This is a genomic window from Kitasatospora sp. NPDC050543 (assembly GCF_044457565.1).
Lineage (GTDB): Bacteria > Actinomycetota > Actinomycetes > Streptomycetales > Streptomycetaceae > Kitasatospora.
Genome location: NZ_JBITGZ010000005.1, coordinates 1 through 22,536, shown reverse-complemented (window position 1 = coordinate 22,536; position 22,536 = coordinate 1). Strand labels below are relative to the sequence as shown.

26 protein-coding genes and 1 riboswitch are annotated in these 22,536 nt (G+C 74.6%); of the genes, 17 read left to right on the top strand and 9 right to left on the bottom strand.

The features are described from left to right. Positions 1 to 13 precede the first annotated feature (13 nt). The 4 genes from ACIBH3_RS07705 to ACIBH3_RS07690 all read right to left on the bottom strand — a co-directional run bounded on the left by ACIBH3_RS07705 (position 14) and on the right by ACIBH3_RS07690 (position 3,484). Positions 14 to 1,258: an NAD(P)/FAD-dependent oxidoreductase gene (locus ACIBH3_RS07705; RefSeq protein ID WP_396311005.1), complete on the bottom strand. Its 1,245-nt coding sequence runs from the start codon at positions 1,256 to 1,258 to the stop codon at positions 14 to 16. A 190-nt stretch (positions 1,259 to 1,448) separates the two neighbouring features. Then, the gene (locus ACIBH3_RS07700; protein WP_396311004.1) at positions 1,449 to 2,252 is read right to left on the bottom strand and encodes an MBL fold metallo-hydrolase; all 804 of its coding nucleotides are present in this window, start codon (positions 2,250 to 2,252) and stop codon (positions 1,449 to 1,451) included. A gap of 10 nt (positions 2,253 to 2,262) precedes the next feature. Continuing rightward, the gene (locus ACIBH3_RS07695; protein ID WP_396311003.1) at positions 2,263 to 2,691 is read right to left on the bottom strand and encodes a hypothetical protein; all 429 of its coding nucleotides are present in this window, start codon (positions 2,689 to 2,691) and stop codon (positions 2,263 to 2,265) included. A 277-nt stretch (positions 2,692 to 2,968) separates the two neighbouring features. Beyond that, the gene (locus tag ACIBH3_RS07690; protein ID WP_396311002.1) at positions 2,969 to 3,484 is read right to left on the bottom strand and encodes a MarR family winged helix-turn-helix transcriptional regulator; all 516 of its coding nucleotides are present in this window, start codon (positions 3,482 to 3,484) and stop codon (positions 2,969 to 2,971) included. A gap of 101 nt (positions 3,485 to 3,585) precedes the next feature. On the opposite strand from ACIBH3_RS07690, the gene ACIBH3_RS07685 reads away from it, so the two are divergent. The 5 genes from ACIBH3_RS07685 to ACIBH3_RS07665 all read left to right on the top strand — a co-directional run bounded on the left by ACIBH3_RS07685 (position 3,586) and on the right by ACIBH3_RS07665 (position 7,608). Next, the gene (locus ACIBH3_RS07685) at positions 3,586 to 3,960 is read left to right on the top strand and encodes a VOC family protein (protein ID WP_396311001.1); all 375 of its coding nucleotides are present in this window, start codon (positions 3,586 to 3,588) and stop codon (positions 3,958 to 3,960) included. A gap of 56 nt (positions 3,961 to 4,016) precedes the next feature. Then, positions 4,017 to 4,901, top strand: coding sequence for a PhzF family phenazine biosynthesis protein (locus ACIBH3_RS07680; RefSeq protein WP_396311000.1), 885 nt, complete (start codon positions 4,017 to 4,019; stop codon positions 4,899 to 4,901). A 42-nt stretch (positions 4,902 to 4,943) separates the two neighbouring features. Next, a complete protein-coding gene (locus ACIBH3_RS07675; protein ID WP_396310999.1) occupies positions 4,944 to 5,696 on the top strand; it encodes a DUF427 domain-containing protein in 753 nt (250 codons plus the stop codon). Between the two features lie 89 nt (positions 5,697 to 5,785). Continuing rightward, a complete protein-coding gene (locus ACIBH3_RS07670; protein ID WP_396310998.1) occupies positions 5,786 to 7,054 on the top strand; it encodes an aminoglycoside phosphotransferase family protein in 1,269 nt (422 codons plus the stop codon). Further along, positions 7,045 to 7,608 carry a GNAT family N-acetyltransferase gene (locus ACIBH3_RS07665; protein WP_396310997.1) on the top strand — a complete coding sequence of 188 codons (564 nt, stop codon included), beginning with the start codon at positions 7,045 to 7,047 and terminating at the stop codon, positions 7,606 to 7,608. Before ACIBH3_RS07670 ends, ACIBH3_RS07665 begins: the two co-directional genes overlap by 10 nt. Positions 7,609 to 7,671: 63 nt before the next feature. On the opposite strand, the gene ACIBH3_RS07660 is transcribed toward ACIBH3_RS07665, so the two are convergent. Continuing rightward, entirely contained in the window at positions 7,672 to 7,899 is a 228-nt protein-coding gene (locus ACIBH3_RS07660) for a ferredoxin (protein ID WP_396310996.1), read from the bottom strand. Continuing rightward, on the bottom strand, positions 7,896 to 9,116 hold the full coding sequence (locus ACIBH3_RS07655) for a cytochrome P450 (protein ID WP_396310995.1): 1,221 nt from the start codon (positions 9,114 to 9,116) through the stop codon (positions 7,896 to 7,898). The genes ACIBH3_RS07660 and ACIBH3_RS07655 overlap by 4 nt, the downstream gene beginning before the upstream one ends. A gap of 291 nt (positions 9,117 to 9,407) precedes the next feature. Between ACIBH3_RS07655 and ACIBH3_RS07650 the strand changes: the two genes are divergently transcribed. From ACIBH3_RS07650 to ACIBH3_RS07620, 7 genes are all read left to right on the top strand, one after another. Beyond that, a complete protein-coding gene (locus tag ACIBH3_RS07650) occupies positions 9,408 to 10,493 on the top strand; it encodes an S-(hydroxymethyl)mycothiol dehydrogenase (protein ID WP_396310994.1) in 1,086 nt (361 codons plus the stop codon). Next, entirely contained in the window at positions 10,493 to 11,122 is a 630-nt protein-coding gene (locus ACIBH3_RS07645; RefSeq protein WP_396311301.1) for an MBL fold metallo-hydrolase, read from the top strand. The genes ACIBH3_RS07650 and ACIBH3_RS07645 overlap by 1 nt, the downstream gene beginning before the upstream one ends. A gap of 103 nt (positions 11,123 to 11,225) precedes the next feature. Next, positions 11,226 to 11,627 (top strand): pyridoxamine 5'-phosphate oxidase family protein, encoded by a 402-nt coding sequence (locus tag ACIBH3_RS07640; RefSeq protein WP_396310993.1) that lies wholly within the window; start codon positions 11,226 to 11,228, stop codon positions 11,625 to 11,627. A gap of 119 nt (positions 11,628 to 11,746) precedes the next feature. Continuing rightward, positions 11,747 to 11,959 carry a hypothetical protein gene (locus ACIBH3_RS07635; RefSeq protein ID WP_396310992.1) on the top strand — a complete coding sequence of 71 codons (213 nt, stop codon included), beginning with the start codon at positions 11,747 to 11,749 and terminating at the stop codon, positions 11,957 to 11,959. Between the two features lie 264 nt (positions 11,960 to 12,223). Continuing rightward, complete coding sequence (locus tag ACIBH3_RS07630) at positions 12,224 to 12,904, top strand: DUF6445 family protein (protein WP_396310991.1); 681 nt, start codon at positions 12,224 to 12,226, stop codon at positions 12,902 to 12,904. Between the two features lie 155 nt (positions 12,905 to 13,059). Beyond that, positions 13,060 to 14,031, top strand: a complete 972-nt coding sequence (locus ACIBH3_RS07625; protein WP_396310990.1) for an ATP-binding cassette domain-containing protein — start codon at positions 13,060 to 13,062, stop codon at positions 14,029 to 14,031. Further along, positions 14,024 to 14,812, top strand: a complete 789-nt coding sequence (locus ACIBH3_RS07620; RefSeq protein WP_396310989.1) for an ABC transporter permease — start codon at positions 14,024 to 14,026, stop codon at positions 14,810 to 14,812. The genes ACIBH3_RS07625 and ACIBH3_RS07620 overlap by 8 nt, the downstream gene beginning before the upstream one ends. Before the next feature lie 77 nt (positions 14,813 to 14,889). On the opposite strand, the gene ACIBH3_RS07615 is transcribed toward ACIBH3_RS07620, so the two are convergent. Then, positions 14,890 to 16,113, bottom strand: a complete 1,224-nt coding sequence (locus ACIBH3_RS07615) for a DUF5685 family protein (protein WP_396310988.1) — start codon at positions 16,111 to 16,113, stop codon at positions 14,890 to 14,892. 254 nt (positions 16,114 to 16,367) lie between these two features. On the opposite strand from ACIBH3_RS07615, the gene ACIBH3_RS07610 reads away from it, so the two are divergent. Further along, positions 16,368 to 17,096 carry an alpha/beta fold hydrolase gene (locus ACIBH3_RS07610; protein ID WP_396310987.1) on the top strand — a complete coding sequence of 243 codons (729 nt, stop codon included), beginning with the start codon at positions 16,368 to 16,370 and terminating at the stop codon, positions 17,094 to 17,096. Between the two features lie 111 nt (positions 17,097 to 17,207). Here ACIBH3_RS07610 and ACIBH3_RS07605 read toward each other — a convergent pair whose 3' ends face one another. Beyond that, positions 17,208 to 18,689, bottom strand: a complete 1,482-nt coding sequence (locus ACIBH3_RS07605) for a DUF2252 domain-containing protein (protein WP_396310986.1) — start codon at positions 18,687 to 18,689, stop codon at positions 17,208 to 17,210. A 251-nt stretch (positions 18,690 to 18,940) separates the two neighbouring features. On the opposite strand from ACIBH3_RS07605, the gene ACIBH3_RS07600 reads away from it, so the two are divergent. Together ACIBH3_RS07600 and ACIBH3_RS07595 are read left to right on the top strand one after the other, a co-directional pair. After that, positions 18,941 to 19,342, top strand: coding sequence for a DUF2809 domain-containing protein (locus ACIBH3_RS07600; RefSeq protein WP_396310985.1), 402 nt, complete (start codon positions 18,941 to 18,943; stop codon positions 19,340 to 19,342). A 197-nt stretch (positions 19,343 to 19,539) separates the two neighbouring features. Next, positions 19,540 to 20,397, top strand: coding sequence for a hypothetical protein (locus tag ACIBH3_RS07595; protein ID WP_396310984.1), 858 nt, complete (start codon positions 19,540 to 19,542; stop codon positions 20,395 to 20,397). 76 nt (positions 20,398 to 20,473) lie between these two features. Here ACIBH3_RS07595 and ACIBH3_RS07590 read toward each other — a convergent pair whose 3' ends face one another. Beyond that, positions 20,474 to 21,049, bottom strand: a complete 576-nt coding sequence (locus ACIBH3_RS07590; protein ID WP_396310983.1) for a histidine phosphatase family protein — start codon at positions 21,047 to 21,049, stop codon at positions 20,474 to 20,476. 117 nt (positions 21,050 to 21,166) lie between these two features. Continuing rightward, a riboswitch (cobalamin riboswitch) is annotated at positions 21,167 to 21,334 on the top strand. A gap of 29 nt (positions 21,335 to 21,363) precedes the next feature. Between ACIBH3_RS07590 and ACIBH3_RS07585 the strand changes: the two genes are divergently transcribed. After that, positions 21,364 to 21,579, top strand: a complete 216-nt coding sequence (locus ACIBH3_RS07585; protein WP_396310982.1) for a CbtB domain-containing protein — start codon at positions 21,364 to 21,366, stop codon at positions 21,577 to 21,579. An 18-nt stretch (positions 21,580 to 21,597) separates the two neighbouring features. After that, a complete protein-coding gene (locus tag ACIBH3_RS07580) occupies positions 21,598 to 22,368 on the top strand; it encodes a CbtA family protein (RefSeq protein ID WP_396310981.1) in 771 nt (256 codons plus the stop codon). The last annotated feature ends 168 nt before the right edge of the window (positions 22,369 to 22,536 follow it).

The following is a 22,536-nucleotide window of genomic DNA, read 5'->3' as shown; positions in this document are numbered from 1 at the left end:
CCGGAGTCGACCACTAAGCCTGGTGCAGCTGGGCCAACGGGACGGCCGGGTCGGCCAGCTTCACCGGGTCGACGGGCCGGCGGGAGCGGACCAGGGCCCGGATCGCGTCGGTGACGTCCCAGACGTTGACGTTCATCCCGGCGAGCACCCGGCCGTCGGCGTCCAGCCAGAAGGCGAGGAACTCACGGGCGGCGACATCACCCCGGAAGACCACCCGGTCGTACCCGCCCGGCTCCACGTACCCGGTGTACTCCATGCCCAGGTCGTACTGGTCGGTGAAGAAGTACGGCAGCCGGTCGTACACGGCGTCCTCGCCGAGCATCGCCCGGGCGGCCGCCTTGGGCTGGTGAAGCGCGTTCGCCCAGTGCTCGACCCTGATGTGGCGGCCCAGCAGCGGGTGGAAGGCGTTGGCGACGTCCCCGGCGGCGTAGATGTCGGAGTCGGAGGTGCGCAGGCGCTCGTCCGTCCGTACGCCGTTGTCGATCATCAGGCCGGCGGCCTCGGCGAGCTTGGTGTTGGGGGTGATGCCGATGCCGACGATGACGGCGTCCGCCGCGACGATGCCTCCGCCGTCGCCCAGCCGTACGCCCGTGACGCCGTCGGTGCCGCCGGTCAGCGACTCGATCGTGACCCCGAACCGCAGGTCGACGCCGTGCGCGCGGTGCAGGTCGGCGAAGACCTGAGCCGTCTCCCGGCCGAGCACCCGCAGCAGCGGCAGCTCGGCGGCCTCCAGGACGGTCACCGAAGCGCCGGCCGTGCGCGCGGCGGCCGCCGTCTCCAGGCCGATCCAGCCGGCGCCGATCACCACGACCCTGGCGCCGGGCCGAAGGACGTTCCTGATCCGCTCGCTGTCCTCGACCCGGCGAAGGTAGAACACGCCCGCGCGGTCCGACCCGGGCACGGGCAGCCGGCGCGGGGAGGCGCCGGTGGCCAGCAGCAGCCTGGCGTAGTCCAGCCGGCCGTCGTCGGCCAGGGTCACGGTGTGCGCGGCCGGGTCGATCGCGGTGACGGCGGTGCCCAGCCGCAGCGTGACGTCGTGGTCGGCGTACCACTGCGGCGGGTGGACGTAGATCTTCTCCCGGGCGGAGGTGCCGAGCAGGTAGCTCTTGGACAGCGGCGGCCGCTCGTACGGCCGCTCGTGCTCGTCGCCGAGCAGCACCAGCGGCCCCTCGTAGCCGGCCTCGCGCAGCGCCTCGGCGGCCTTGGCCCCGGCCAGGCTCGCCCCGACGATGATGTACGGCCTGTCCGTCGTGCTCATGGCTCAGTTCTCCTCGTCGTCCGTCGGCGGCACCCGCCAGCCTGCCCCGGTGCGGCGGGGGAGTCGAGGCCCGAGGGCGCGCGGCGGGGCGGACTCCCCCGAACGGGTGAACGAGGGTCAGGTGCCCGTCGCCGGCCGGACCGGCGGGGTGTCCGTCCGGCGCGGGTTGCCCGGGTGGGTCCGGCAGTGCTCAACCCCAGACCAGTTCGCCCTTGGCCACCTTGGTGCCGAGGTCGACGGCGATCTTCAGGCCCGCGTCCGGGTAGAGGCGTTCCAGTGCGGCCCTGGCGGTGGCCGCGTCGGGGGCCTTCTCCACCTGGGTCTCGAAAGAGCGCAGGTAGTCCCGGGTGTGGCGGATCGCGGTGGTGTCGGTGGGCGCGCCGGCCGTCCGGTGGCCGGCCACCACGAACTGCGGCTCCAGCGCCTCCATGCCGTCCAGCAGGTCGATCCATCCGGTGCGCTGCTCGATGGTCGGCGTGTCGGCCGTCCACACGTGCAGGCCCTCGAAGAGCAGCACACCGCCGAGGACGGTGCGGTGGTGGTGCTGCCAGAGGTAGTGGCGGTCCGGGAGGCGGAAGTCGGCCCCGCGCAGCTCGAAGCGGTGGCCCTCGAAGACCACCTCGTCACCGGGCAGCACCTGCGGCTCCACCAGCCGGGTGGGCAGTTCCTCGCCGAGCTGCGCCCACGCCTGGAGCTTGGCCGGGTAGGTCTCCCGGATGTGCTCCACGACCGGGTGCGGGGCGAGGAACCGCGCGTCGGGGAAGGCCTGCTGGATCTCCTCGGCGCCGAAGTAGAAGTCCGGGTCCCCGTGGCTGATGAAGACGGTGGTCAGCGGCTTGCCCGTGGCCCGCACCGCCTCCGCCAGCCGGCGGCCGTCGGAGCGGGTGAACCCGGCGTCCACCAGCATGGCGTGACGCGGCCCGGTCACCAGGACGGAGGTCTTGTTGAGCGAGCTGTCGGGGCTGTCGATGACCTGGAAGTCGAGGGAGCTCATGGCGGGGTCCTTACCTCGGGGAGTGGAGTGCGGCGAGCCCGGCTTCGAGCCGTCGAGCCGTCGCGTGCCCGGTGGCCAGTACGGTGGTGCGCCCGCCGCCGTCGACGGCGAGGAGCGTGGGGTAGCCGTCGACGCCGAGCTCGCGGGCACGGCGGAAGTCCGCGCGGGCGGCGGCCGCGGAGTCCATCACGCACGAGCCGTCGGCGATCAGCCGCTCGTACGCCTCGCCGAACGGGACACCGGTCAGCTCGGTGATCCGCGCGTCGGCGCCCTGGACCTGGCCGAACTCCCTGACCGGCACCCGTCGCGCGCCGGTGAACGGCCCGCCGGAGACCACCTCCACGGGCAGCCGCGGGTGCCGGGCCGAGAGGGCGGCCAGGGTCCGGGCGGAGCCGTACGACCGGCCGCAGTAGGCGTCGTAGACGTAGGTGAGCTGCATCGGGCGGGACCTCCGGGAACGCGGCGCCCGCACGGGGCGGGCGACCGGACCGGCCGGACTGTTGGCTGATTCACCAGTAACTGACCAGTCAGGCATTCCCGCCGTCGTGCACTTTCCGCCCAGCCTCTGCGGCCGGGCCCGCGCCCGCACCCGAGACTGGGCCGATCAGGGCAGCCCGCCGGGCCGGTGTGGCGGAGCGCGGGTGCGCGGGTGGCGGGCGTGCGGGTGGCGAGGTGACGGCGCAGCCGGTGGCGGCCGGTCGGTCGGTCGGGCCGGCTCAGCGCAGCCGCGGCAGCGACCGCCCGGCGCTCAGGCTGAGCATCCGCAGGTTCGCCACGAACCGCTCGCGCTCGCCGGCCGGCAGCGGATCGAGGAAGTACCGCTGCACGTTGTCCGCATGCACCCGCGCGGCCCGCACACAGGTCTGCCCGCCCAGCTCGGTCAGCGTCACCAGCTGCACCCGGCGGTCCTGCGGGTGCTGGGTCCGCCGGACCAGGCCGGCCGCCTCCATCCGGTCCACCAGCCTGGTCACCCCACCCGTGGTGAGCACCCGCTCCCGGCCGATCTCGCGCATCGGCAGGCCCGGCTCCCCGGCCCGGCCGAGCACCAGCAGCACCTCGAACATCGAGTGGCTGATCCCGCACTCCTCCTCGATCGCCCGCCCGAGGATCAGCTCCAGCCGCCCGGCCGCACCCAGCAGCTGCCCGAAGGCCAGCACCCGCCCGTCACCCGCCGCCTGCGCCGCGGTCGTGATCTCCCTGCCGTCCGCCGCCGCGTCTGCCAGCTCTGCCACCGGACACCGCCCGCCTCTCCACCTGCTCCGATACGCCCGAGCCGTTCCCGATACGCCCGAGTGCCCAGCATCGCCCATCCCGGCCCGGTGATACTCGGGGCATGAGCATTCGGAGAGCAGTCCCCAACCTCCCGGCCGAGGACCCGGCCGGCTGCCGCGAGTTCTACGAGCAGGTGCTGGGCTTCGAGGTCGCGATGGACCAGGGCTGGATCGTCACGTTCGTCTCGCCGTCCAACCCGACGGCCCAGATCAGCGTGCTGCGCCAGGACGCCACCGCGGCCGTGCCCGCCGACGTCTCGGTCGAGGTGGACGATGTGGACGCCGTCCACGCGGCCGCGGTGGCCCGCGGCCTGGAGATCGTCCACCCGCTCACCGACGAGAGCTGGGGCGTGCGCCGATTCTTCGTCAGAGGCCCGGGCGGAGTCGTCGTCAACGTCGTGAGCCATCACGGTGGGGAGGGCCCCGCGGGCGGCTGAGCGGGCGGCCGGGCGGACGGCGGAACATCGCGCCTGGGTAGGGCGTTAGACGCGGCATGACGAGCCCTTCCACAGTCCTCCCGCCCGCCGCCGTCCTGCGCTACGCCGCCTTCGCCACCGACCCGGCCGGCGGCAACCCCGCCGGCGTCGTCCTGGACGCCACCGGGCTCTCCGCCGGGCAGATGCTCGCCGTGGCGGCCGAGGTCGGCTACTCCGAGACGGCGTTCCTCACTCCCGTCGCCGCCGACACCGCCCCCGCCGAGGGCGTCTACACCGTCCGGTACTACAGCCCGCTGATGGAGGTGCCGTTCTGCGGACACGCCACGGTCGCGGCGGCCGTGGCCGTGGCCGAGCAGCACGGCCCCGGGCAGTACGTCTTCAGCACCGCCGTGGGTGAGGTGCCGATCGAGGTCGGCCGGGACGAGGACGGCGCGCTGCGCGCCACCCTCACCAGCGTGCCGCCGCACACCGAGGAGGCCACGGCCGCCGACGTGGCGCAGGCGCTGGCCCTGCTCGGGTGGGCCGCCGAGGACCTCGACCCGGCCCTGCCGCCGCGCTTCGCCTACGCGGGCTCCCGCCACCTGGTGCTGGCCGCCGCCACCCGGGCCCGCCTCGCCGACCTGGCGTACGACTTCGACGGCCTCGCCGCGTTCATGACGGAACGGAACCTGATCACCCTTCAGCTGGTCTGGCGCGAGGACGCCCACACCTTCCACGTCCGCGACCCGTTCCCGGTCGGCGGCGTGGTCGAGGACCCGGCGACCGGTGCGGCCGCCGCCGCCCTCGGCGCCTACCTGCGCGAGCTCGGCGCCGTCGCCCCGCCCGCCGTACTCACCCTCCACCAGGGCGTCGACCTCGGGCGCCCCGGCGTGCTGCTGGTCGAGCTGCGCGAGGGCGACCCGCGGGTACGCGTCAGCGGCGCGGCGGTGGCCATCCCGTAGGCCCGCTGAAATGGACGGGAGCCCGCCGTGGTTGCACGAGGTATGGACACCACCGGAAGCAAGCCCCGCATCGAGCCGTGCGCCAAGCGGGTACGGGCCTTCCTCGGTGGCCGGCCCGTCGCGGACACGGTGCGCCCCGTCCTGGTCTGGGAGCACCCGGGATTCCCGGCGTACTACCTGCCCGCCGCCGACGTCCGCACCGAGCTCCTGACCGCCACCGGCCGTACCGAGCACTGGCCCGGCCTCGGGGAGGCCAGGCTGTTCACCCTCACCTGCGGCGACCGGACGGCGGTGGACGCCGTCCGGTCGTTCGAGGGCTCACCGGTCGCGGAGCTGCGCGGGCTGATCCGGCTCAGCTGGCGCGCGATGGACGCCTGGTTCGAGGAGGACGAGGAGGTCTTCACCCACCCCCGCAGCCCGTACACCCGCATCGACGTCCTGGCCTCCTCGCGCCACGTCCGGGTGGAGGTCGCCGGGGTCACCCTGGCCGAGTCGCGCAGCCCCCGGCTGCTCTTCGAGACCGGCCTGCCCGTGCGCTTCTACCTGCCCAGGACGGACCTGCGACTGGACCTCCTCACGGCCAGCCCGCTGATCACCCACTGCCCGTACAAGGGGGACGCGGAGCACCTCTCGGCCGACCTCGACGGGCGCCGGTACCCCGAGATCGCCTGGTCGTACCGGACCCCGCTGCCGGAGAGTCAGAAGATCACCGGTCTGGTGGCGTTCTACAACGAGAAGGTGGACCTCTACGTCGACGGGGAGCTCCAGGAGCGCCCGCACACCGTCTTCGGCTGACATGCCCCGTCCGCCCGCCCGCGCGGCGTGGAGGGGCGTGGCGCCAAAACCGGTGGCGGACCAACCGGCGGGCGGTGCACGCTGCCCCGATGGAGCAACCGAACGGCCGCGTCGTCAGTGTCCACCTCACCCACCTCGGCGACTACCTGGGCCTGATCGGGCCGTTCGACGTGGACGTCGAGTGGTGGTCGGTCGTCGCCCCCGTCACCGCCCGCCTCGAAGCCGAGCTCGGCGTGCCGGTCGGGGTGCTGCGCCTGGTCTCGGTGAGCGGTGGTGAGGGCGGCAGCGGGGGCCACACCGTCTACCACGCCGAGGCGCTGGCGAGGCCCGAGGCTCCCCCGCCGGGCCGCGCCCCGGCGGGGGCCGGGCCGGACGGGGCGGTCGCGGCACTGCTCGCCCCGCACGCCCGGCGCTCGCCCTGGGCCACCGCGCCCGGCCTGCGCTCGGCGCTCGACTGGGCCGCGCTCTCGCTGCACGCCGCCGGACGCGCCTGCGAGGGCCCCGCCGAGCAGGTGCGCGCGTGGAACCTCTCCGGGATCCTCAAGTTCCCCACCCCTCACGGCCCGGTCTGGCTGAAGGCCACCGACCCGGCGTTCAACACCCCCGAGGGTGACGTGATCGCGCTGTTGCGCGACCAGGACGCCACGCTCGTCCCGGCGGTGATCGCGGCGGACCGCGCACGCGGCCGGGTGCTGCTCGACCATGTGCCGGGTGAGGACTGCTGGGGCCCGTCGGCGGAGATCGTCGACGATGTGGTCCCCCGGCTGGTGGCCGCCCAGGCCGCGCTCGCCGCCGCCGACGCCGCGGCCGTCACCGGGGCGGGCCTGGCCGACCGCACACCGCGCGCCCTGATCGGCCGGGTCCCCGCGCTGCTGGACGGCGAGGCCGGGCGCGAGCTGACCCCGGACGAACTCGCCCAAGCCGGGGACCTGGCCGCCCGGCTGCCCGCACTGGTCGCCGAGCTGGAGTCCTGCGGCCTGCCGAACACCCTGGTGCACGGTGACTTCCACCCGGGCAACTGGCGCTTCGACGGGCAGCGGACGGTCCTCGTCGACTTCGCCGACAGCTGCTACGGCCACCCCGCCCTGGACGGCCTGCGCCCGCGCGGCTTCGTCTCCGGGGAGCGCTGGAAGCAGATCGCCGACACCTGGACCAGGGCGTGGTCCGCCCACGCCCCGGGCTCCGACCCGGCCCGCGCGCTCGCCCTGGCCGAGCCGCTGGCCCACCTCTCCTACGCCGTCCGCTACCAGGAGTTCCTGGCCCACATCGAGCCCAGCGAGCGCGTCTACCACGAGGGCGACCCGGCCGCCGAACTCCGCGCCGCCCTGGCCGCGGTGCAGGAGCCGGCATGCGACTGAGTACGCCGGCCGGTGTCCCGGTGCGACGCTTCGGTGCGGGGGACTCGGTGGAGGAGCTGACCCGGCTGCTCCACCGCGCCTACGCGGACCACGCGGCGGCCGGGCGGGTCTTCTTCGCCTCGTACCAGTCCGTGCGGGACACGGAGTACCGGCTGAGCAGGGGCGAGTGCTGGGTGGCCGTCAGCGGGGGCGAACTGCTCGGCACGGTGACCGTGTCGGCCCCGCACGCCCTGCCGGACGGGTACCCGGGTCCCGCGCCGGCGGGCTCGTTCTGGCAGCTGGCCGTGGAGCCCTCGCAGCGAGGAGCGGGCCTGGGCCACTCGTTGCTCGCTCTCGCGGAGTCCCGGAGCGCGGCGCTCGGCTCCACCCGGGTCGTCATCGACACCTCCGAGCAGGCGACCGACCTCGTCGGCTGGTACCGCAGGCGCGGCTACACACCGATCGGGACCTGGCGATGGGACGTCACCAACTACGACAGCACGGTCCTGCTGAAGGAGCTGACCGGGGCACGCGCCGCCGACGGCCGCGGCGGGGATGCCGCTGCCGGCGGCTGACCGGTCGGTGAGCGCTGCCCGCCCCGCCGGGCCGGGCCGGGGCGGGGGCGGACAGCGCCGGGGTCAGGGGGCGAGCCGGCGGCCGTCGGCGGCGGAGAACAGCGTGATCGCCTCGACGGGGCAGAGCTCGGCGGCCTCGGTGAGATCGTCCCCCGCGCTGCTGGTCGCGCGGCGGGCCTCGGCCCGGCCGTCCGCGCCGAGGGCGAGGTCCCCGGGCGCGGTGGCGGCGCACAGGCCGGTGCCCACGCAGCGCCCCCGGTCGACCCGGACGACGACGTCCCCGGCGCTCACCAGGCGACCCGCAGGCTGAGCGGACTGCGGGTCAGCAGCCCCTGGCGCCAGTCGATCTCCTCGACGGGATCGGCCAGCCGCAGGCCGGGCAGCCGCCTCGCCAGCCGGTGCAGCGCGAGTTCCAGCTCCATCCGGGCCAGCCAGGCGCCCAGACAGTGGTGCGGCCCGGCGCCGAAGGTCAGGCCGGGCGCGGCGAGCGGAGCGAAGAGGTCCGCGGGGAGCGAGTGCGGGTACACCTGCGGGTCGTGGTTGGCCGCGCCGACGTCGGCGGCGACCACACCGCCGGCCGGGATCAGGACGCCACCGATCTCGACGTCCTCGGCGGCCCTGCGCAGCAGGCCCGGCAGGGCGGCGGTGTCGCCGAGCGGGATGGCGCGCAGCAGCTGCTCGGTCGCGGCGCAGGCGTTCTCCTCGTCGGTGGCCAGTCTCAGCCAGGCCTCGCGGCCGTCGGCGAGTAGGTAGACCAGGGCGTTGCCGAGGGTGGTCATGGTGGTCTCGTGGCCGGCCACCACCAGTCCGACGACCAGCGAGACGAGCTGCGTCTGCGCGATGGCGCCCTCGCCGTCGCGGGCCTCGTCGGCGGCCAGGAGCAGGCCGCTGACCAGGTCGTCGCCCGGGTCGGCGCGGCGTTCGGCGATCAGCTCGGCGGCGAACCGGCCGAACTCCGCCATCGCCTCGCGGATCGCCTCGGCAGAGTACGCGGTGGCGGACAGGGCGTGGTCGCTCCAGTGGCCGAGCCGCTTGAGGTCGAGCCCGTCCAGGCCCATCAGCCGGCTGATCACCGCGACGGGCAGCGGCCGGGTGTACCCGGAGACCACGTCGGCCGGGGAGCCGCGGTCGATCAGCTCGTCCAGCAGCCCGTCGACGACCGAGGCGACCCAGGGCCGCCACCGGGCGATCGCCCGCGGCGTGAACGCCCGCTGGACGGTGCGGCGCAGACGCTGGTGCTCCGTGCCGTCCAGGTTCAGCATGCTGCCCGGGTCGTCCAGCAGATTGGGGATCTCCGAGATGGGCGGGGCGTCGGCGGCGTACAGCAGGGAACGGTTCAGCCGGGGGTCGGTGAGCACCTGGCGGACGTCGGCGTGCCGGGTGACCAGCCAGACCGGGGTACCGGTGGGCAGGGCCGCCGGCCGGGGCGGCCCCGGCTCGGCGTGCCGCAGACAGTGCAGGGGGACGAGCGGTGATTCGGACGCTCGGTGGCTGTGCTCGACGGACATTCCGTCCTCCTGGCGGGTCGGCCTCGGAAGAGGTCTGCGGGGGCGGCAGAGCTCCTATCGACCGTATGTGTGCGATGTGGTGCAGGGCAGGGCAGATCCAGCCATCGACTCCACCCGTCGACTCCACCCGTGGGCGCCGGCCATCGGCGGGGGCCGGCCCGGGCGGGCGAGGGCGGGGCGAGGGGCCGGCTCACCGGCGTGCGCAGCCCCGGGCGCTACCCTTCGTGGGCAGGCGAATCACGGCAGGCCCCCGGCGCAGAGTCGCACCGGGGCGACGGAGGTGGAGTTCTGATGGCCCAGCAGGTCAAGGCAGTCATCGCGCGCGGCAAGGGCGCGCCGGTGGAGCTGACGACGATCGTGGTACCCGACCCGGGGCCCGGCGAGGCGGTGGTCCGGGTGCAGGCCTGCGGGGTCTGCCACACGGACCTGCACTACCGCGAGGGCGGGATCAACGACGAGTTCCCGTTCCTGCTCGGGCACGAGGCGGCCGGCGTGGTGGAGGCCGTCGGGGAGGGGGTGAGCGAGGTCGCGCCGGGTGACTTCGTCATCCTCAACTGGCGTGCGGTGTGCGGCCAGTGCCGGTCCTGTCGGCGTGGACGCCCGCAGTACTGCTTCGACACCCACAACGCCCGGCAGAAGATGACCCTGCTGGACGGCACCGAGCTGTCGCCCGCACTGGGCATCGGCGCGTTCGCCGAGAAGACCCTGGTCGCTGCGGGGCAGTGCACCAAGGTCGATCCGGCGGTCGACCCCGCGGTGGCCGGGCTGCTGGGCTGCGGTGTGATGGCGGGCCTCGGTGCGGCGATCAACACCGGCGGGGTCGGCCGGGGCGACTCGGTCGCGGTGATCGGCTGTGGCGGCGTCGGTGGCGCGGCCGTGATGGGCTCCCGGCTGGCCGGTGCGGCGCGGATCATCGCCGTCGACATCGACGACCGCAAGCTGGAGACCGCCAAGCGGCTCGGCGCCACCCACACCGTCAACTCCCGTACCACCGACCCCGTCGAGGCGATCCGGGAGCTGACCGGTGGCAACGGTGCGGACGTGGTGGTGGAGGCGGTGGGCCGCCCCGAGACGTACAAGCAGGCGTTCTACGCCCGCGACCTGGCCGGCACGGTGGTGCTGGTCGGCGTCCCGACGCCGGAGATGACCCTCGAACTGCCGTTGCTGGACGTGTTCGGCCGCGGTGGCGCGCTGAAGTCCTCCTGGTACGGCGACTGCCTGCCCTCGCGGGACTTCCCGCTGCTGGTCGACCTCCACCTCCAGGGCCGGCTGGACCTCGGTGCGTTCGTCACCGAGACCATCGGCCTGGAAGCCGTGGAGCAGGCCTTCGAGCGCATGCACCACGGTGACGTGCTCCGCTCGGTGGTGGTCCTGTGATCGCCGCGCGCATCGAACACCTCGTCACCTCCGGCACCTTCGAGCTGGACGGCGGCAGCTGGGACGTCGACAACAACGTCTGGATCGTCGGCGACGACAGCGAGGCGGTGGTGATCGACGCGGCGCACGACGCCGACGCAATCGCCGAGGCGCTCGGCGGGCGCCGGCTGGTCGCGATCGTCTGCACGCACGCCCACAACGACCACGTCGACGCCGCCCCCGCCCTGGCGGACCGCACCGGCGCGCCGATCCTGCTGCACCCCGACGATCTGCCGCTGTGGAAGCTCACCCACCCCGAGCGCCGCCCCGACGGCGAGCTCGCGGACGGTCAGGTGATCCGGGTCGCGGGGACGGAGCTGACGGTGCTGCACACCCCCGGCCACGCCCCGGGCGCGGTCTGCCTGTACGCGCCCGGGCTGGACACCGTCTTCACCGGTGACACGCTCTTCCACGGCGGCCCGGGCGCCACCGGCCGCTCCTTCTCGCACTTCCCGACCATCATCGACTCGATCCGTGACCGCCTGCTCACCCTGCCCCCGGCGACGGTGGTCCGTACCGGCCACGGCGACGCCACCACGGTCGGCGCGGAGGCGCCGGCGCTGGCGGACTGGATCGCCCGGGGGCACTGAGGTTCCGGGGCCCTGAGGCGCCGGGTGCGGTCCTCGGGCCGCCGTACGACCCCGGCCGGAACCGGCTGCCACCGGCTCCGGCCGGGGTCGTACGATCGCCTGCATGGCCCATGACCCGCGCAAGCTCGACGAAGCCCTGCTCGCCTTCTGGCGCGAGCGGCACCTGTCCACCCTGACCACCCGGCGCCCGGACGGCTCGCCGCACGTGGTGCCGGTCGGTGTCACCTACGAGCCCGAGGCCGCCCTCGCCCGGGTGATCACCAACCGCACCAGCCGCAAGGCCCGCAACGTGCTGGCCGCCGGCCCGGACGGCCTGCGGGTGGCGCTCTGCCAGGTGGACTGGGCGCGCTGGTCGACGCTGGAGGGCATCGCTGTGGTCAAGGACGAGCCGGAGGCCGTCGCGGAGGCCGTGCGCCGCTACGCCGGGCGCTACCGCGAGCCGCGCGTCAACCCGGACCGGGTGGTCATCGAGATCTCGGTCGACCGGGTGCTCGGGCGGGTCTGACCCCGGCGCGGGCCCGTCCGTCCGCTGTTTATCGGACGTTGATCGCCGGCGCCTACCGTCGCGGCATATCCTCCCCCGCACGGGTCGCCCGTGCGCGCCGCAGAGACGAGACGCCCGGCATGAGCCACCCGACCGCACCCGTGATCACCCACCCGTCGGCCGACCCGCCGGCCGGGCCGCCGCCGGCGCCCGCCGGTCGACACGGCGGGCCGGGCGGGCCGGGCCGGCTCACGGCGCAGGACACCGACAACTTCCGCACCCTGCTGGCCCGGCTGGAGAGCTCGCTGGAGGCCGACCGGCGGGCCGCCGCGCAGCAGGGCGGGCCGCGATGACCGACCGTGGCCCGCTCCTGCGGCCGGGTGCGGTGCTGGTCCTGCCGCTGTGGCAGCGCGAGAGCCGGCCGGGCGGCAGACCCGCCGGCGCCGCCGCCCTCGTGTCGCCCGGGCCAGTTCGGCCGGCCGGGGCGAGCCCGTGGACCGCCTCCGGTCCGCCCGGTGGCGAGCCGATGGCGAAGCCGCCCCTCGGGGAGCCGATTTGACGCAAGGTTGACCTCCTCCTGGGAGAGTCCTGGCCGAGGCCGCCGATATGGTCTGCGCATGCCAGCCCCCCTGCAGAGAACCCCGGCGCTGCCCGTCCTGCCGTACCGCAAGCCCACCCCCGGCCGGGACTACTGGGTCCTGGACGACGTGCTGCCCGACCCCGATGCCGTCCGGGCCCGCTGTCTCGCCGGCGACGACTGGATCGAGGGCTACCCCCACAAGCCCGAGAGCTGGCCGGGCCTGCGCACCATGCCCGGTCTCGCACCGGACGAGCTGGCCCGGGTCGAGGCCCTGGTCAGGAAGGCGACCGGCGCGCGGAGGATCTGGCCGGAAACCACCGCGGGCGGCGCCACCCTCAACCACAACTGCATCCAGGTGGTCGGCGAGGGCGAGTGCGAACCGCGCCCCCACACCGACTCCCGGGCCCTGTGCCGCTACGCCGCGGTGCTCTACCTCAGCCCGTACGCGCCCAAGGACTGCGGGACCAGCTTCTACCGGCAGAGCCTGCCCGGCGGCGTCCTCGGCGGGAACCTGGTCACGGCGCCCCACAACAACCTGGTCGACGCGCTCGGCACCCGCTACGTGCCGGCCGACGCCTTCACCGAGGACGTCCGGGTGCCGTACCGCTACAACCGGCTGCTGCTCTACTCCGCCAGCCTGATCCACACCGCCACCGGCTACTCGGGCAGCACGCTGGAGGACAAGCGCATGACGGCGGTCTTCTTCTGGATGGCCTGAGCCCGGCGTGAGTCCCGGCCGAACGGGGCCCGGCCGGCCTCCCCGCGCGGCAGCGCCCCGGGCGGCGTTGACTGGAGGAGGAAGCAGGGCCCGGCCCCGCCCCGCAGCGGGCGGCGGTGCTCGGGCCGCCCTCCTCACCCAGCCCAGGGGGCGCCGTGTCCGACGCGAACACGCGAAGAACCGGCTTCGACGGCGGTGGTGGTGGCGGCGACGGCCTGGCCATCAGGGTCCGGGGCCTGCGCAAGCGGTACGGGGAGTACGAGGCCGTGCGTGGCATCGACCTCGACGTGCGGGCCGGGGAGGTCTTCGGCTTCCTCGGCGCCAACGGGGCCGGCAAGACGACCACGATCGAGATCCTGGAGGGCTACCGCGGGCGCAACGCGGGTGAGGTCCGGGTGCTCGGGATCGACCCCGCGACCCCCACCTCCGCCTGGCGCGACCGGATCGGCCTGGTGCTCCAGGACTGCCGCCTCAACCCCGCGCTGACCGTCCGGGAGACCCTGGACCTGTTCGCCTCGTTCTACGCACACCCCCGGCGGATCGGGGAGGTGATCGAGCTGGTGGGACTCGCCGACAAGGCCGAGGCCCGGCTCGGCACCCTGTCCGGTGGCCAGCAGCGGCGCGCCGACGTAGCCCTCGCGCTGATCGGCGACCCGGACCTCGTCTTCCTGGACGAGCCGACGACCGGGTTCGACCCCAGCGCGCGGCGCGAGGCCTGGCGGATGATCGAGGGCCTGCGCGATCTGGGCAAGACGGTGCTGCTGACCACCCACTACATGGACGAGGCCCAGTACCTCTCCGACCGGGTGTCGATCATGCGGGAGGGCCGGATCGTGGCCACCGGCACACCCAAGGAGCTGGCCGGCGGCCAGGCCCGCGCCACCCGCGTCACCTTCCGGCTCCCGGAGGGCGCCGACCCGGGCGCGCTGCCGCTGGACCCGGACACCGGCGTCCGGCACGACGGCGGGCACGTCACCCTGGAGACCGCCGACGCCCAGCGGCTGCTGTACCGGTTACTGGACTGGGCCGAGCGGGAACGGCTGGACCTCGGCGGGCTGGAGGTCCGCCGGCCCTCACTGGAGGACATCTTCCTCGACCTGACCGGAGGCGGTGACGGTGGTGAATGACCTCAGGGTCCTGCTCACCCAGACGCGCTACTCGCTGACCAGCACCCTGCGCACCTCGCGGGCGGTCGTTTTCGGCATCGTCTTCCCGGTGTTCCTGCTGGTGCTCTTCAATTCGGCGTTCACCTCGGGCGCCGACAGCACCATCGAGTTCGCCGGCGGCACCATGTCCACCAAGGCCTACTTCACCGCGGGAATGGCCGCCTACGCGATCACCATGCAGTCCTTCTCCTTCCTGATGATCTCGATCACCGACCAGCGCGAGAGCGGCCAGCTCAAACGCCTGCGCGGCACCCCGATGCGCACCTGGACGTTCATCGGCGCACTGCTGCTGCGCGCGCTGATCCTGAGCGTCGTGATGGTGGTGATCATGTTCGCCGTCGGGGTGCTGGCGTACGGGCTGGACCTGACGCCGGGCGGGGTGGTCGGCATCGCGGTGTACACCGTGCTGGGCACCGCCGCGCTCAGCATCCTCGGCATCGCCGCCACCACCCTGGCCAGGACGCCGGAGGCGGCCGCGACCATCGGCCCGTTCTCCGCGGTGATCCTGTCCTTCATCTCCGGGATCTTCATCCCGATCAACACACTGCCGGAGTGGCTGCGCGCGGTCGGCCGGGTCTTCCCGCTGTACCACCTGGCGGAGGGGCTCCAGCGTTCGACCGCGGCCACCAGCGGCACGGGACTGAACGGTGCGGACGTCCTGGTCCTGCTGGTGTGGACGGCGGTGGGCCTGCAGGTCGCCGTCCGCCGGATGCGGTGGGAGCCGCAGGCCGCCCGCGCCTGAGCGGCCGACGGGTGACCGGGCGGGGGTGACCGCGAGGCAGTCCGGCCGGGCGGTCACCCACCGGGTGTGAGGTCCGGTCAGCAGTCGCACCCGCAGTCACAGCAGTCGCAGCCGTCACAGCATCCGCAGTCGTTACAGCAGTCACACCCGTCGCAGCTGCAGTCGCAGCAGTCGTCGCAGTGCCGCTCGCACCAGCTCTTGCGCTTCTCCCGGCTCCACGGGTCGTCGTGCTCGCAGCACAGCAGCTGGCACGTACAGGCCATCAGCGCCCAGACCGCGCAGCCCGCCAGCAGGTTGCGGCGCGGGGGCCGCTTCTCGCCCGGCGGCTCCCAGAGCGGGGGAGCGTCGTGGCCGGGCGGCTGCTGGTACGGGTTGTTCAGCGCCGGCGGGGTCGACGGGGAGGAACGCCGGCTGGTGTCGGCGTTCGCGCAGGTCGCGGCGTGCGGACGGCCGAAGACCCGCTCGACCGCCCGTCCGCTCTCGTGCGCCAGCAGGACGTGGACCAGCGCCCGGTCGGCGAACTCCACCTCCTTGAGTGCCAGCCGGATGCCGTGGACGGCGTCGCGGCAGAGCCGCTCGGCCTCGGCCCGGTCGGTGCCGGTCGCGGTGAGCGGGTTCCAGGCGCCGCTCGCGGCGTCCGCGCGCTGGTCCTCGGCAGCGTCCAGCAGGTGGGCGAGGCGCCCGAAGAGCCGGCCCGCCTCGGCGAGCGGCGTCGCGTTGGCGGGGCGTCCGGCCAGGACGGCGGTGTGGGCGAACGCGGCGGCGGTGGCGGTCTCGGTCGGCTCGGTCACCAGCAGCACCGAGCCGCCGGGCAGCGCGGCGCGCTCCAGCCCGCCCTGCCGGGCGGCGGCGGTGAGCAGCACGGCGGTGTCGAAGCCCACCAGCGTGCCACTGCCGGCGCTCTGCCGGTCCCAGCGCCGGCTCACCGCGCGGGCCCCGGCGGCGACCGGCCGGCGGGCGAACACGCCGTCCCGGTCCTCGACGTGGTCCCGGACCTTCACGGAGGCGAGCGCCAGCGACACCGCGGCGGCCAGCCGGGCGCCCTCACCCTTGGCCACCTCGGCCGTCCGCATGCCGCGCAGCGGGCAGGGGCCGGCCGTCCGGCGCCAGGAGGCGTCCGTGCGCGCGCTCTGCGCCTCCACCAGGACGGAGATGATCAGACCGTCGTAGTTCGTCGCCGTCCGGGCCAGCTGCCCGTGGTCGTCGCGCAGCGCGAGGCAGAGCCCGCACAGGTGTGCCATCCAGGACGACTGCAGCCGCTCCGAGAGGCCGTGCCGACATGGCCTGATGATCCCGAACATGATCCCCCTTGTGCCCGGCGGCCCGGCCGGCCGCGCTGGTCGCGGGCAATTGTACGATCAGCGGCCCGAGGGCCTCTGACGTGCTGTCGAAGGGATTGCCGCCGCTGCGGCCGCCCCGCGGCCGGCCCGGCGTGGGGCGGCTTCCGGCGGCTCGCGTGGGCTGCCGGCGGCTTCGCGCGGGCTCGGGCGGGCTCGCTTCGGCCGAGCGCGAACGGGTGGCCGCGCGCCGGTGCCGCGACGGTAGCGTGACGGCCATGGCTGACCATCAGATCATCGAGCTCGGTGCGGTACGGCTGGCCTACCGCAGCTACGGCGACCCGGCCGCCCCGCCCCTGGTGCTGCTGCACGCCCTGGGGGAGAGCGGCGCGGACTGGGCCGAGGTGGCGCCCGCGCTGGCCCGCCACCGGCGGGTCCTCGCGCCGGACCTGCGCGGTCACGGGCGCAGCGACTGGCCCGGCGCGTACTCGCTCGAACTGATGCGGGACGACGTGCTCGCCTTCCTGGACGCGCTCGGCCTGGCCGGGGTGGAGCTGGTCGGTCACTCGATGGGCGGGGTGGTGGCGTACCTGCTGGCCCAGGCGCAGCCGGAGCGGGTCGTCCGGCTGGTGCTGGAGGACGTCCCGCCGCCGTTCCCGCGCGAGCGGAGCGTGACGGGCGAGCCGGCGGAGCCGGTGGCGTTCGACTGGGCGGTGGTGGCGGCACTCAAGGCGCAGCTGGACGAGCCGGACCCGTCCTGGCGGGCCCGGCTCGGCGGGATCACCGCGCCCACCCTGATGGTCGCGGGCGGGCCCGCCAGCCATGTGCCGCAGGACCGGATCGCCGAGATGGCCCGGCGGATCCCGGACTGCCGCTCCGTCACCATCCCGGCCGGGCATCTGGTGCACGCCGCCCGGCCCGCCGAGTTCATCCGGGCGGTGGAGCACTTCCTGCTGGTGGAGACACCGACGCCGCCGCACGCGCCGCACGCGCCGGACACCCGCTGACCGCCGCGCCCGCGCCGGGGCCGGGTTCCGGTCCGGGTTCCGGTCCGGGGCCGGGTGACGGATCGCGCCGCCGGGGGTCCACGGACGGGCCGAGGACCCCCGGGGCGTCCGTCAGATCCCGCTCTCGGCCGCCAGGCGCCCGGCCCGGATGGCCGCCGTCACCTCGGCGTGGTCCGCCTCGGTACGGTCGGCGTACGCGACGGCGAAGGCCGAGACCGCCTCGTCCAGTGCCTCGCTCTTGCCGCAGTACCCCGTGACCAGCTCCGGGTCGGCGGTGTGCGCGTGCGCCCTGGCGAGCAGCGCGCCCGTCATCCGGGCGTAGTCGTCCAGCTGCGAGGGCAGCAGCGCGGCCGGGTCGACGCTGCCCTTGCGGTTGCGGAACTGGCGTACCTGGTACGGCAGTCCGTCCACGGTGGTCCACCCGAGCAGGGTGTCGCTGACGACCTGCATCCGCTTCTGTCCGAGGACCACCCGGCGTCCCTCGTGCTGTCCGGCCGCCTGCGCGACGGGGTGGCCCGCGCGGGCCAGGTGCGGCAGCAGCACGGACGGCCGGGCCTCCTTCACCTGGAGCACCAGCGGCCGGTCCCGGTGGTCCGTCAGCAGGACGACGTACGAGCGGGTGCCGACACTGCCGGTGCCGACCACGCGGAACGCCACATCCTGCACGTGGTAGCGGGAGAGCAGCGGGTGCAGGTCCGCCGGCACCGTCCGCACGTACGTCGCGAGCGCCCCGGCGACCGCCGCCGCCAGCGGGCGCGGCACCTCGCTGAGGACCGGCGGAGCCGCCGTGAACCGCCGGTGCCCGTCCGCCTCCCGCACGGTGGACTTGGCGGCGAACTTCGCGCTGGTGTTGCCCAGTGCCTTCGCCTCGACCCGCTGGAGCACCTCGGTCAGGTCGTGCGCCTGTGCGAAGGCGACCAGCTGCTCGTCCGCGACGGCGTTCCAGGCGTCCAGGGTGGGCAGCTTGGCGAGCACCCGCATCGTGCGGCGGTACGAGCCCGCGGCGTCGAAGGCGGCCTGCCGGGCGGTGTGCTCGTCGGCACCGGCCTCCCGGGCGGCGAGCACCAGGCTGGCGGCCAGCCGCTTGAGGTCCCACTCCCACGGGCCGGGCACGGTCTCGTCGAAGTCGTTGATGTCCATCACCAGCCGGCCCCTGGCGTCCCCGTACAGGCCGAAGTTGGCGGCGTGCGCGTCACCGCAGAGCTGCGCCAGGATGCCGCAGTCCGGGGTCGCCGCCAGGTCGGCGGCCATCAGACCGGCCGAGCCGCGCAGGAACGCGAACGGCGAGGCGGCCATCCGGCCCACCCGCAGCGGCACCAGGTGGCCGAGCCGGCCCGCGTTCGAACTCTCTATGGCCTCAACGGCGGTGGGCCGCCCGCCGGCCGGGGCGAACTCGGCGTGCCGCTCCCGCGCCCTCCGCTCACGCAGCGCCTTGCCCCGGCGTCTCGCCGAGCCGTCGGGCCCCGGCGCGAAGCCGTCCACCACGAAGCCGCCACCGGGCGCCTGAGCCGCCGGCTCGGCCTGCTCCGCGCCCCCGTCGCCCGCCTCGCTGCGGCTCGCCTCGATCCAGCTCGCCTCGGTCAGTTCCACCACGTCGCCCCGTTCCCTCCGTCGTACCGCCGCCCTGTGCGGCCCGCCCCTGGCGGTCGCGTTGCAGGCTATCGAGCCACGACCGGCCGCGGACAACCGGAGGTGGCGGGTGTGGCGCGACGCCTAGGGTGTTCGGCATGGGGGATCTTGACACGACGGACCGGCGGGCCGGCCGACACACGGCTCGTACGGCTCGTACGGCTCGTACGGCTCGTACGGCTCGTACGGCGGTCCGGAGGGGCCGGGGGGATCCGGTGGCCGGGACGGTCCGCGCGGCCGCGCTGGCCGGGGCGGTACTGACGGTGGCGGCCGGCCTCGCCGTGCGTGCCGCCGCGGACGGCGAGCTCGCCAAGTACGCCGGGGACGCGCTCTACACCGTGCTCGTCCAGGCCCTCGTGCTGCTGGCGCTGCCCCGCGCCAGGCCCGCGAGGGCCGCCGCGGCCGCCCTCGCGTTCAGCTGCGCGGTCGAGTTCGCCCAGCTCGGGGACCTGCCCGCAGAGCTCTCCCGGCGCAGCACGCTCGCCCGCCTGGTGCTCGGCTCGACCTTCAATCCGCCCGACCTGCTCTGCTACGCGGTGGGCGCCGCGTTCGGGCTGCTGATCCACACGGCGCTGCTGCGCGCTGCCAGGCGGGCCAGGCGGGCCCGCCTGGCCTGACGGCTCCGGGCTTGACGGCTCCGGGCCCGGCCGCTCCGGGCCGCCCAGTCGTTGCGGCCTCCCCACCCCTGCCCGCCCGCCTGGCTGGCGGCGCCGCAGCCCGGGCCGCCCGCCGAGTCCGCGCAGGTCACCCGTACATTGGTCGCCTGACCGAGTCGGGACGAGCCCACCCGACACGACCCGCCCGGAGGACCGGTATGCGCCGCGCCAAGCCCAGGATCCTCTACGTCACCGACCTGACCTACCAGGCCCGGGGCCGCCGCTACTGCGACGAGGACATCCGGCTCTCGGCGGACCTGGCCGAGGAGTTCGACGTCGCCCTGTGCCACCCGGCGCACGCGGCCGTCCTGCTGGAGTCGTTCGACGCCACCGTGGTCCGCAACAGCGGCCCGGTACTGTACCACCGCGAGCAGTACGACGCCTTCCGCGCCGAGGCACTGGTGCGCGGCGCCCGGGTCTTCAACCCGCTGACCGGCCGGGCCGACATGGCCGGCAAGCAGTACCTGGTCGACCTGAGCGTCGCCGGTTACCCGGTCATCCCCACCGTGGACCGCCGCGAGGACCTCGGCCGGCTGCCCGCCGCCGCCCGGTACGTGGTCAAGCCCAAGCTCGGCGCGGACTCGATAGGCCTGGAGGTCCTCGATGCCGGGCAACTGGAGACGGCGGCCCTCGGCGACGTCCTGGTCCAGCCGCTGATCCCGTTCCGGTACGAGGTGTCGTTCTACTTCGTCGGCCGCAGCTTCCAGTACGCGTTGTACGCGCCGCGCCCGCACGAGCGCTGGGCTTTGGAGCCGTACACCCCGACCGCCGAGGACCTGGCCTTCGCCCAGCTCTTCGTGGACTGGAACAGCCTGGCGCACGGCATCCAGCGGGTGGACGCCTGCCGGGCCCCGGACGGGGAGCTGCTCCTCGTCGAGCTGGAGGACCTCAACCCGTACCTGTCCCTGGACCTGATCGACCCCGCCACCCGGGAGGCCTTCGTCGCCGCGATGAAGGCGTCGATCCGCGGCCTGCTGGCCGAGGGCCCGGGCTCGGACCCGGCCACGACGGGCTGAGACCCCGCCGGGCTACGGACCGGGACCGCGTCGCGCCCCCTGCCCCTGCCCCTGCGCGTGCCGCGAGCGGCGTCCGCTACACCGGCCGGCCCCAGCGGACGTTCCAGCGGCCGGCGCGTCCGCTCAGCTCGGTGACGGTCAGCGGCGGTACGTCCAGGCGCCAGAACGCCGGGCCGGCCGCGCCCAGCGCGTGCAGGGCGGCGGCGCGCACCACGTCCGGCTCGGCCACCACGACCACCGGTCCGCGCTCGCCGGGCGGCTCCGCCGGCAGCGCGTCCAGCCAGCCGCCGACCCGGGCGAACAGCTCCAGCAGGCTCTCCCCGCCGTGCGGCGCGGCGGCCGGGTCCGTCAGCCAGCGTGTCAGCGCCTCGCCCTCGGCGGCGGCGACCTGGTCCAGGGTCAGGCCCGTCCAGCGGCCCATCGCGCAGCCGGCCAGCGCGGGCTCCGGCCGGGCCTTCAACCCGAGCGCCTCGGCCGTCCCACCGCAGCGCGGCGACGGGGAGGCGAACGCCCGCCCCGCGGGCGGGAAGCCCTCGGCGGCCTCCCGTGCCCGCCGAAGCCCGGCTTCCTCCAGCGGGCCGCCGTCGTCGAAGCGCGCGGCCCGCAGGGCCGTACTCATCGCCGCTGAGACCAAGGTCACGCGTACCGTCAAAGCCCTCGCCGTCCTGTCCCAACTCCACTGGCACGATCCGTAATCGCTCCGTCCACCGGGCGTTCGCGGCGGGCTGCCGGCGGACCTGGCGCGAAGTGCGCCCCATCCACGCCCTTGGCTAGCCTGCCGGTTGACGATACCTTCAACCCCGATACGACGACGGTATGACGGAAGTCCGGTGAGAATCCGGCACGGTCGCGCCACTGTAAGCCCGGCAGCACAGCCCCACGGGGAGGTCGCTGGCGGGGAGTCAGACCCGATGCTGTCGTCAGTGCACCATCTAGCGGGACGCGAGTTCCCGAGGAGGTCCTGTCATGGCACAGTCCGCTGCTCCCGCAGCCATTCCCGCCGGCCCCGTGACCCTGCCCGTCAAGGCGATCATGCCGTGGGCGGTCTTCTTCGGCATCCTGATGCTGGCCCTGATCTACTTCGTCGGCGCCGAGCAGGGCGCCACCTCCCTCATCTCCGGCGAGGACGTGCACGAGTGGGTGCACGACGGTCGCCACCTGCTCGGCTTCCCCTGCCACTGACCAGGGGGAACCCGCCAAATGAACTCCACAACCGTCAGATCCCTGCTCGTGCGCGGCATGCTCGCGGGCCTCGGCGCGGGCCTCATCGCGCTGGTCGTCGCCTACCTCCTGGGTGAACCCCGGATCGACGCGGCGATCGCCTTCGAGGAGGCCCACGCGCCCGCGCACGAGCATGAGATGGAGCTCGTCAGCCGTGCCCTGCAGTCCACTGCGGGGCTGGCCACGGGTGTGCTCGTCTACGGCGTGTCGCTGGGTGGCATCGCCGCCCTCGGGTTCTGCTTCGCGCTCGGCCGGATCGGCCGCTTCAGCCCGCGCGCCACGGCGGCCCTGCTGTCGGGCGCCGCGCTGGTCGCGGTCTACGTCGTGCCGTTCCTCAAGTACCCGGCCAATCCGCCGTCGATCGGCGACCCCGAGACGATCGGCGAGCGCACCACGCTGTACTTCCTCATGATGGCGCTCAGCGTGCTGCTGGCGGTCGCCGCGGTGATCCTCGGCAGGCGGCTGGCCCCGCGCCTGGGCAACTGGTACGCGGCGGTGGCCGGGGTGCTCGGCTTCGCCGTGGTGGTCGGCCTCGCCTACGCCTTCCTCCCGGCCGTCAACGAGGTCCCCGAGGACTTCTCGGCGACGCTGCTCTGGCAGTTCCGCCTGGCGGCCCTGGCGATCCAGGTCACCCTCTGGCTCTCCTTCGGCCTCCTGTTCGGTCACCTCGCCGAACGTGTGCTCACCCCCCGCAGTGCTGCGGTCCCCGCCGGGGACACGGCGGCGGAGACGCCGGTGCCCGCGCTCTGACGGGCGCGGCGAAGAACGGCCGAAGGCCGGTGGGGGCGACGTCGAGTCGCCCGCACCGGCCTTTGCCGTACGCGGTGGTGCTGTGGTGCTGCTCGGGTGTTACTTGGTGAGGCCGGCCTTGGCGGAGCAGACGGGCCAGGCGCCGGGGCCCTGGGCGGCGAGGACCTT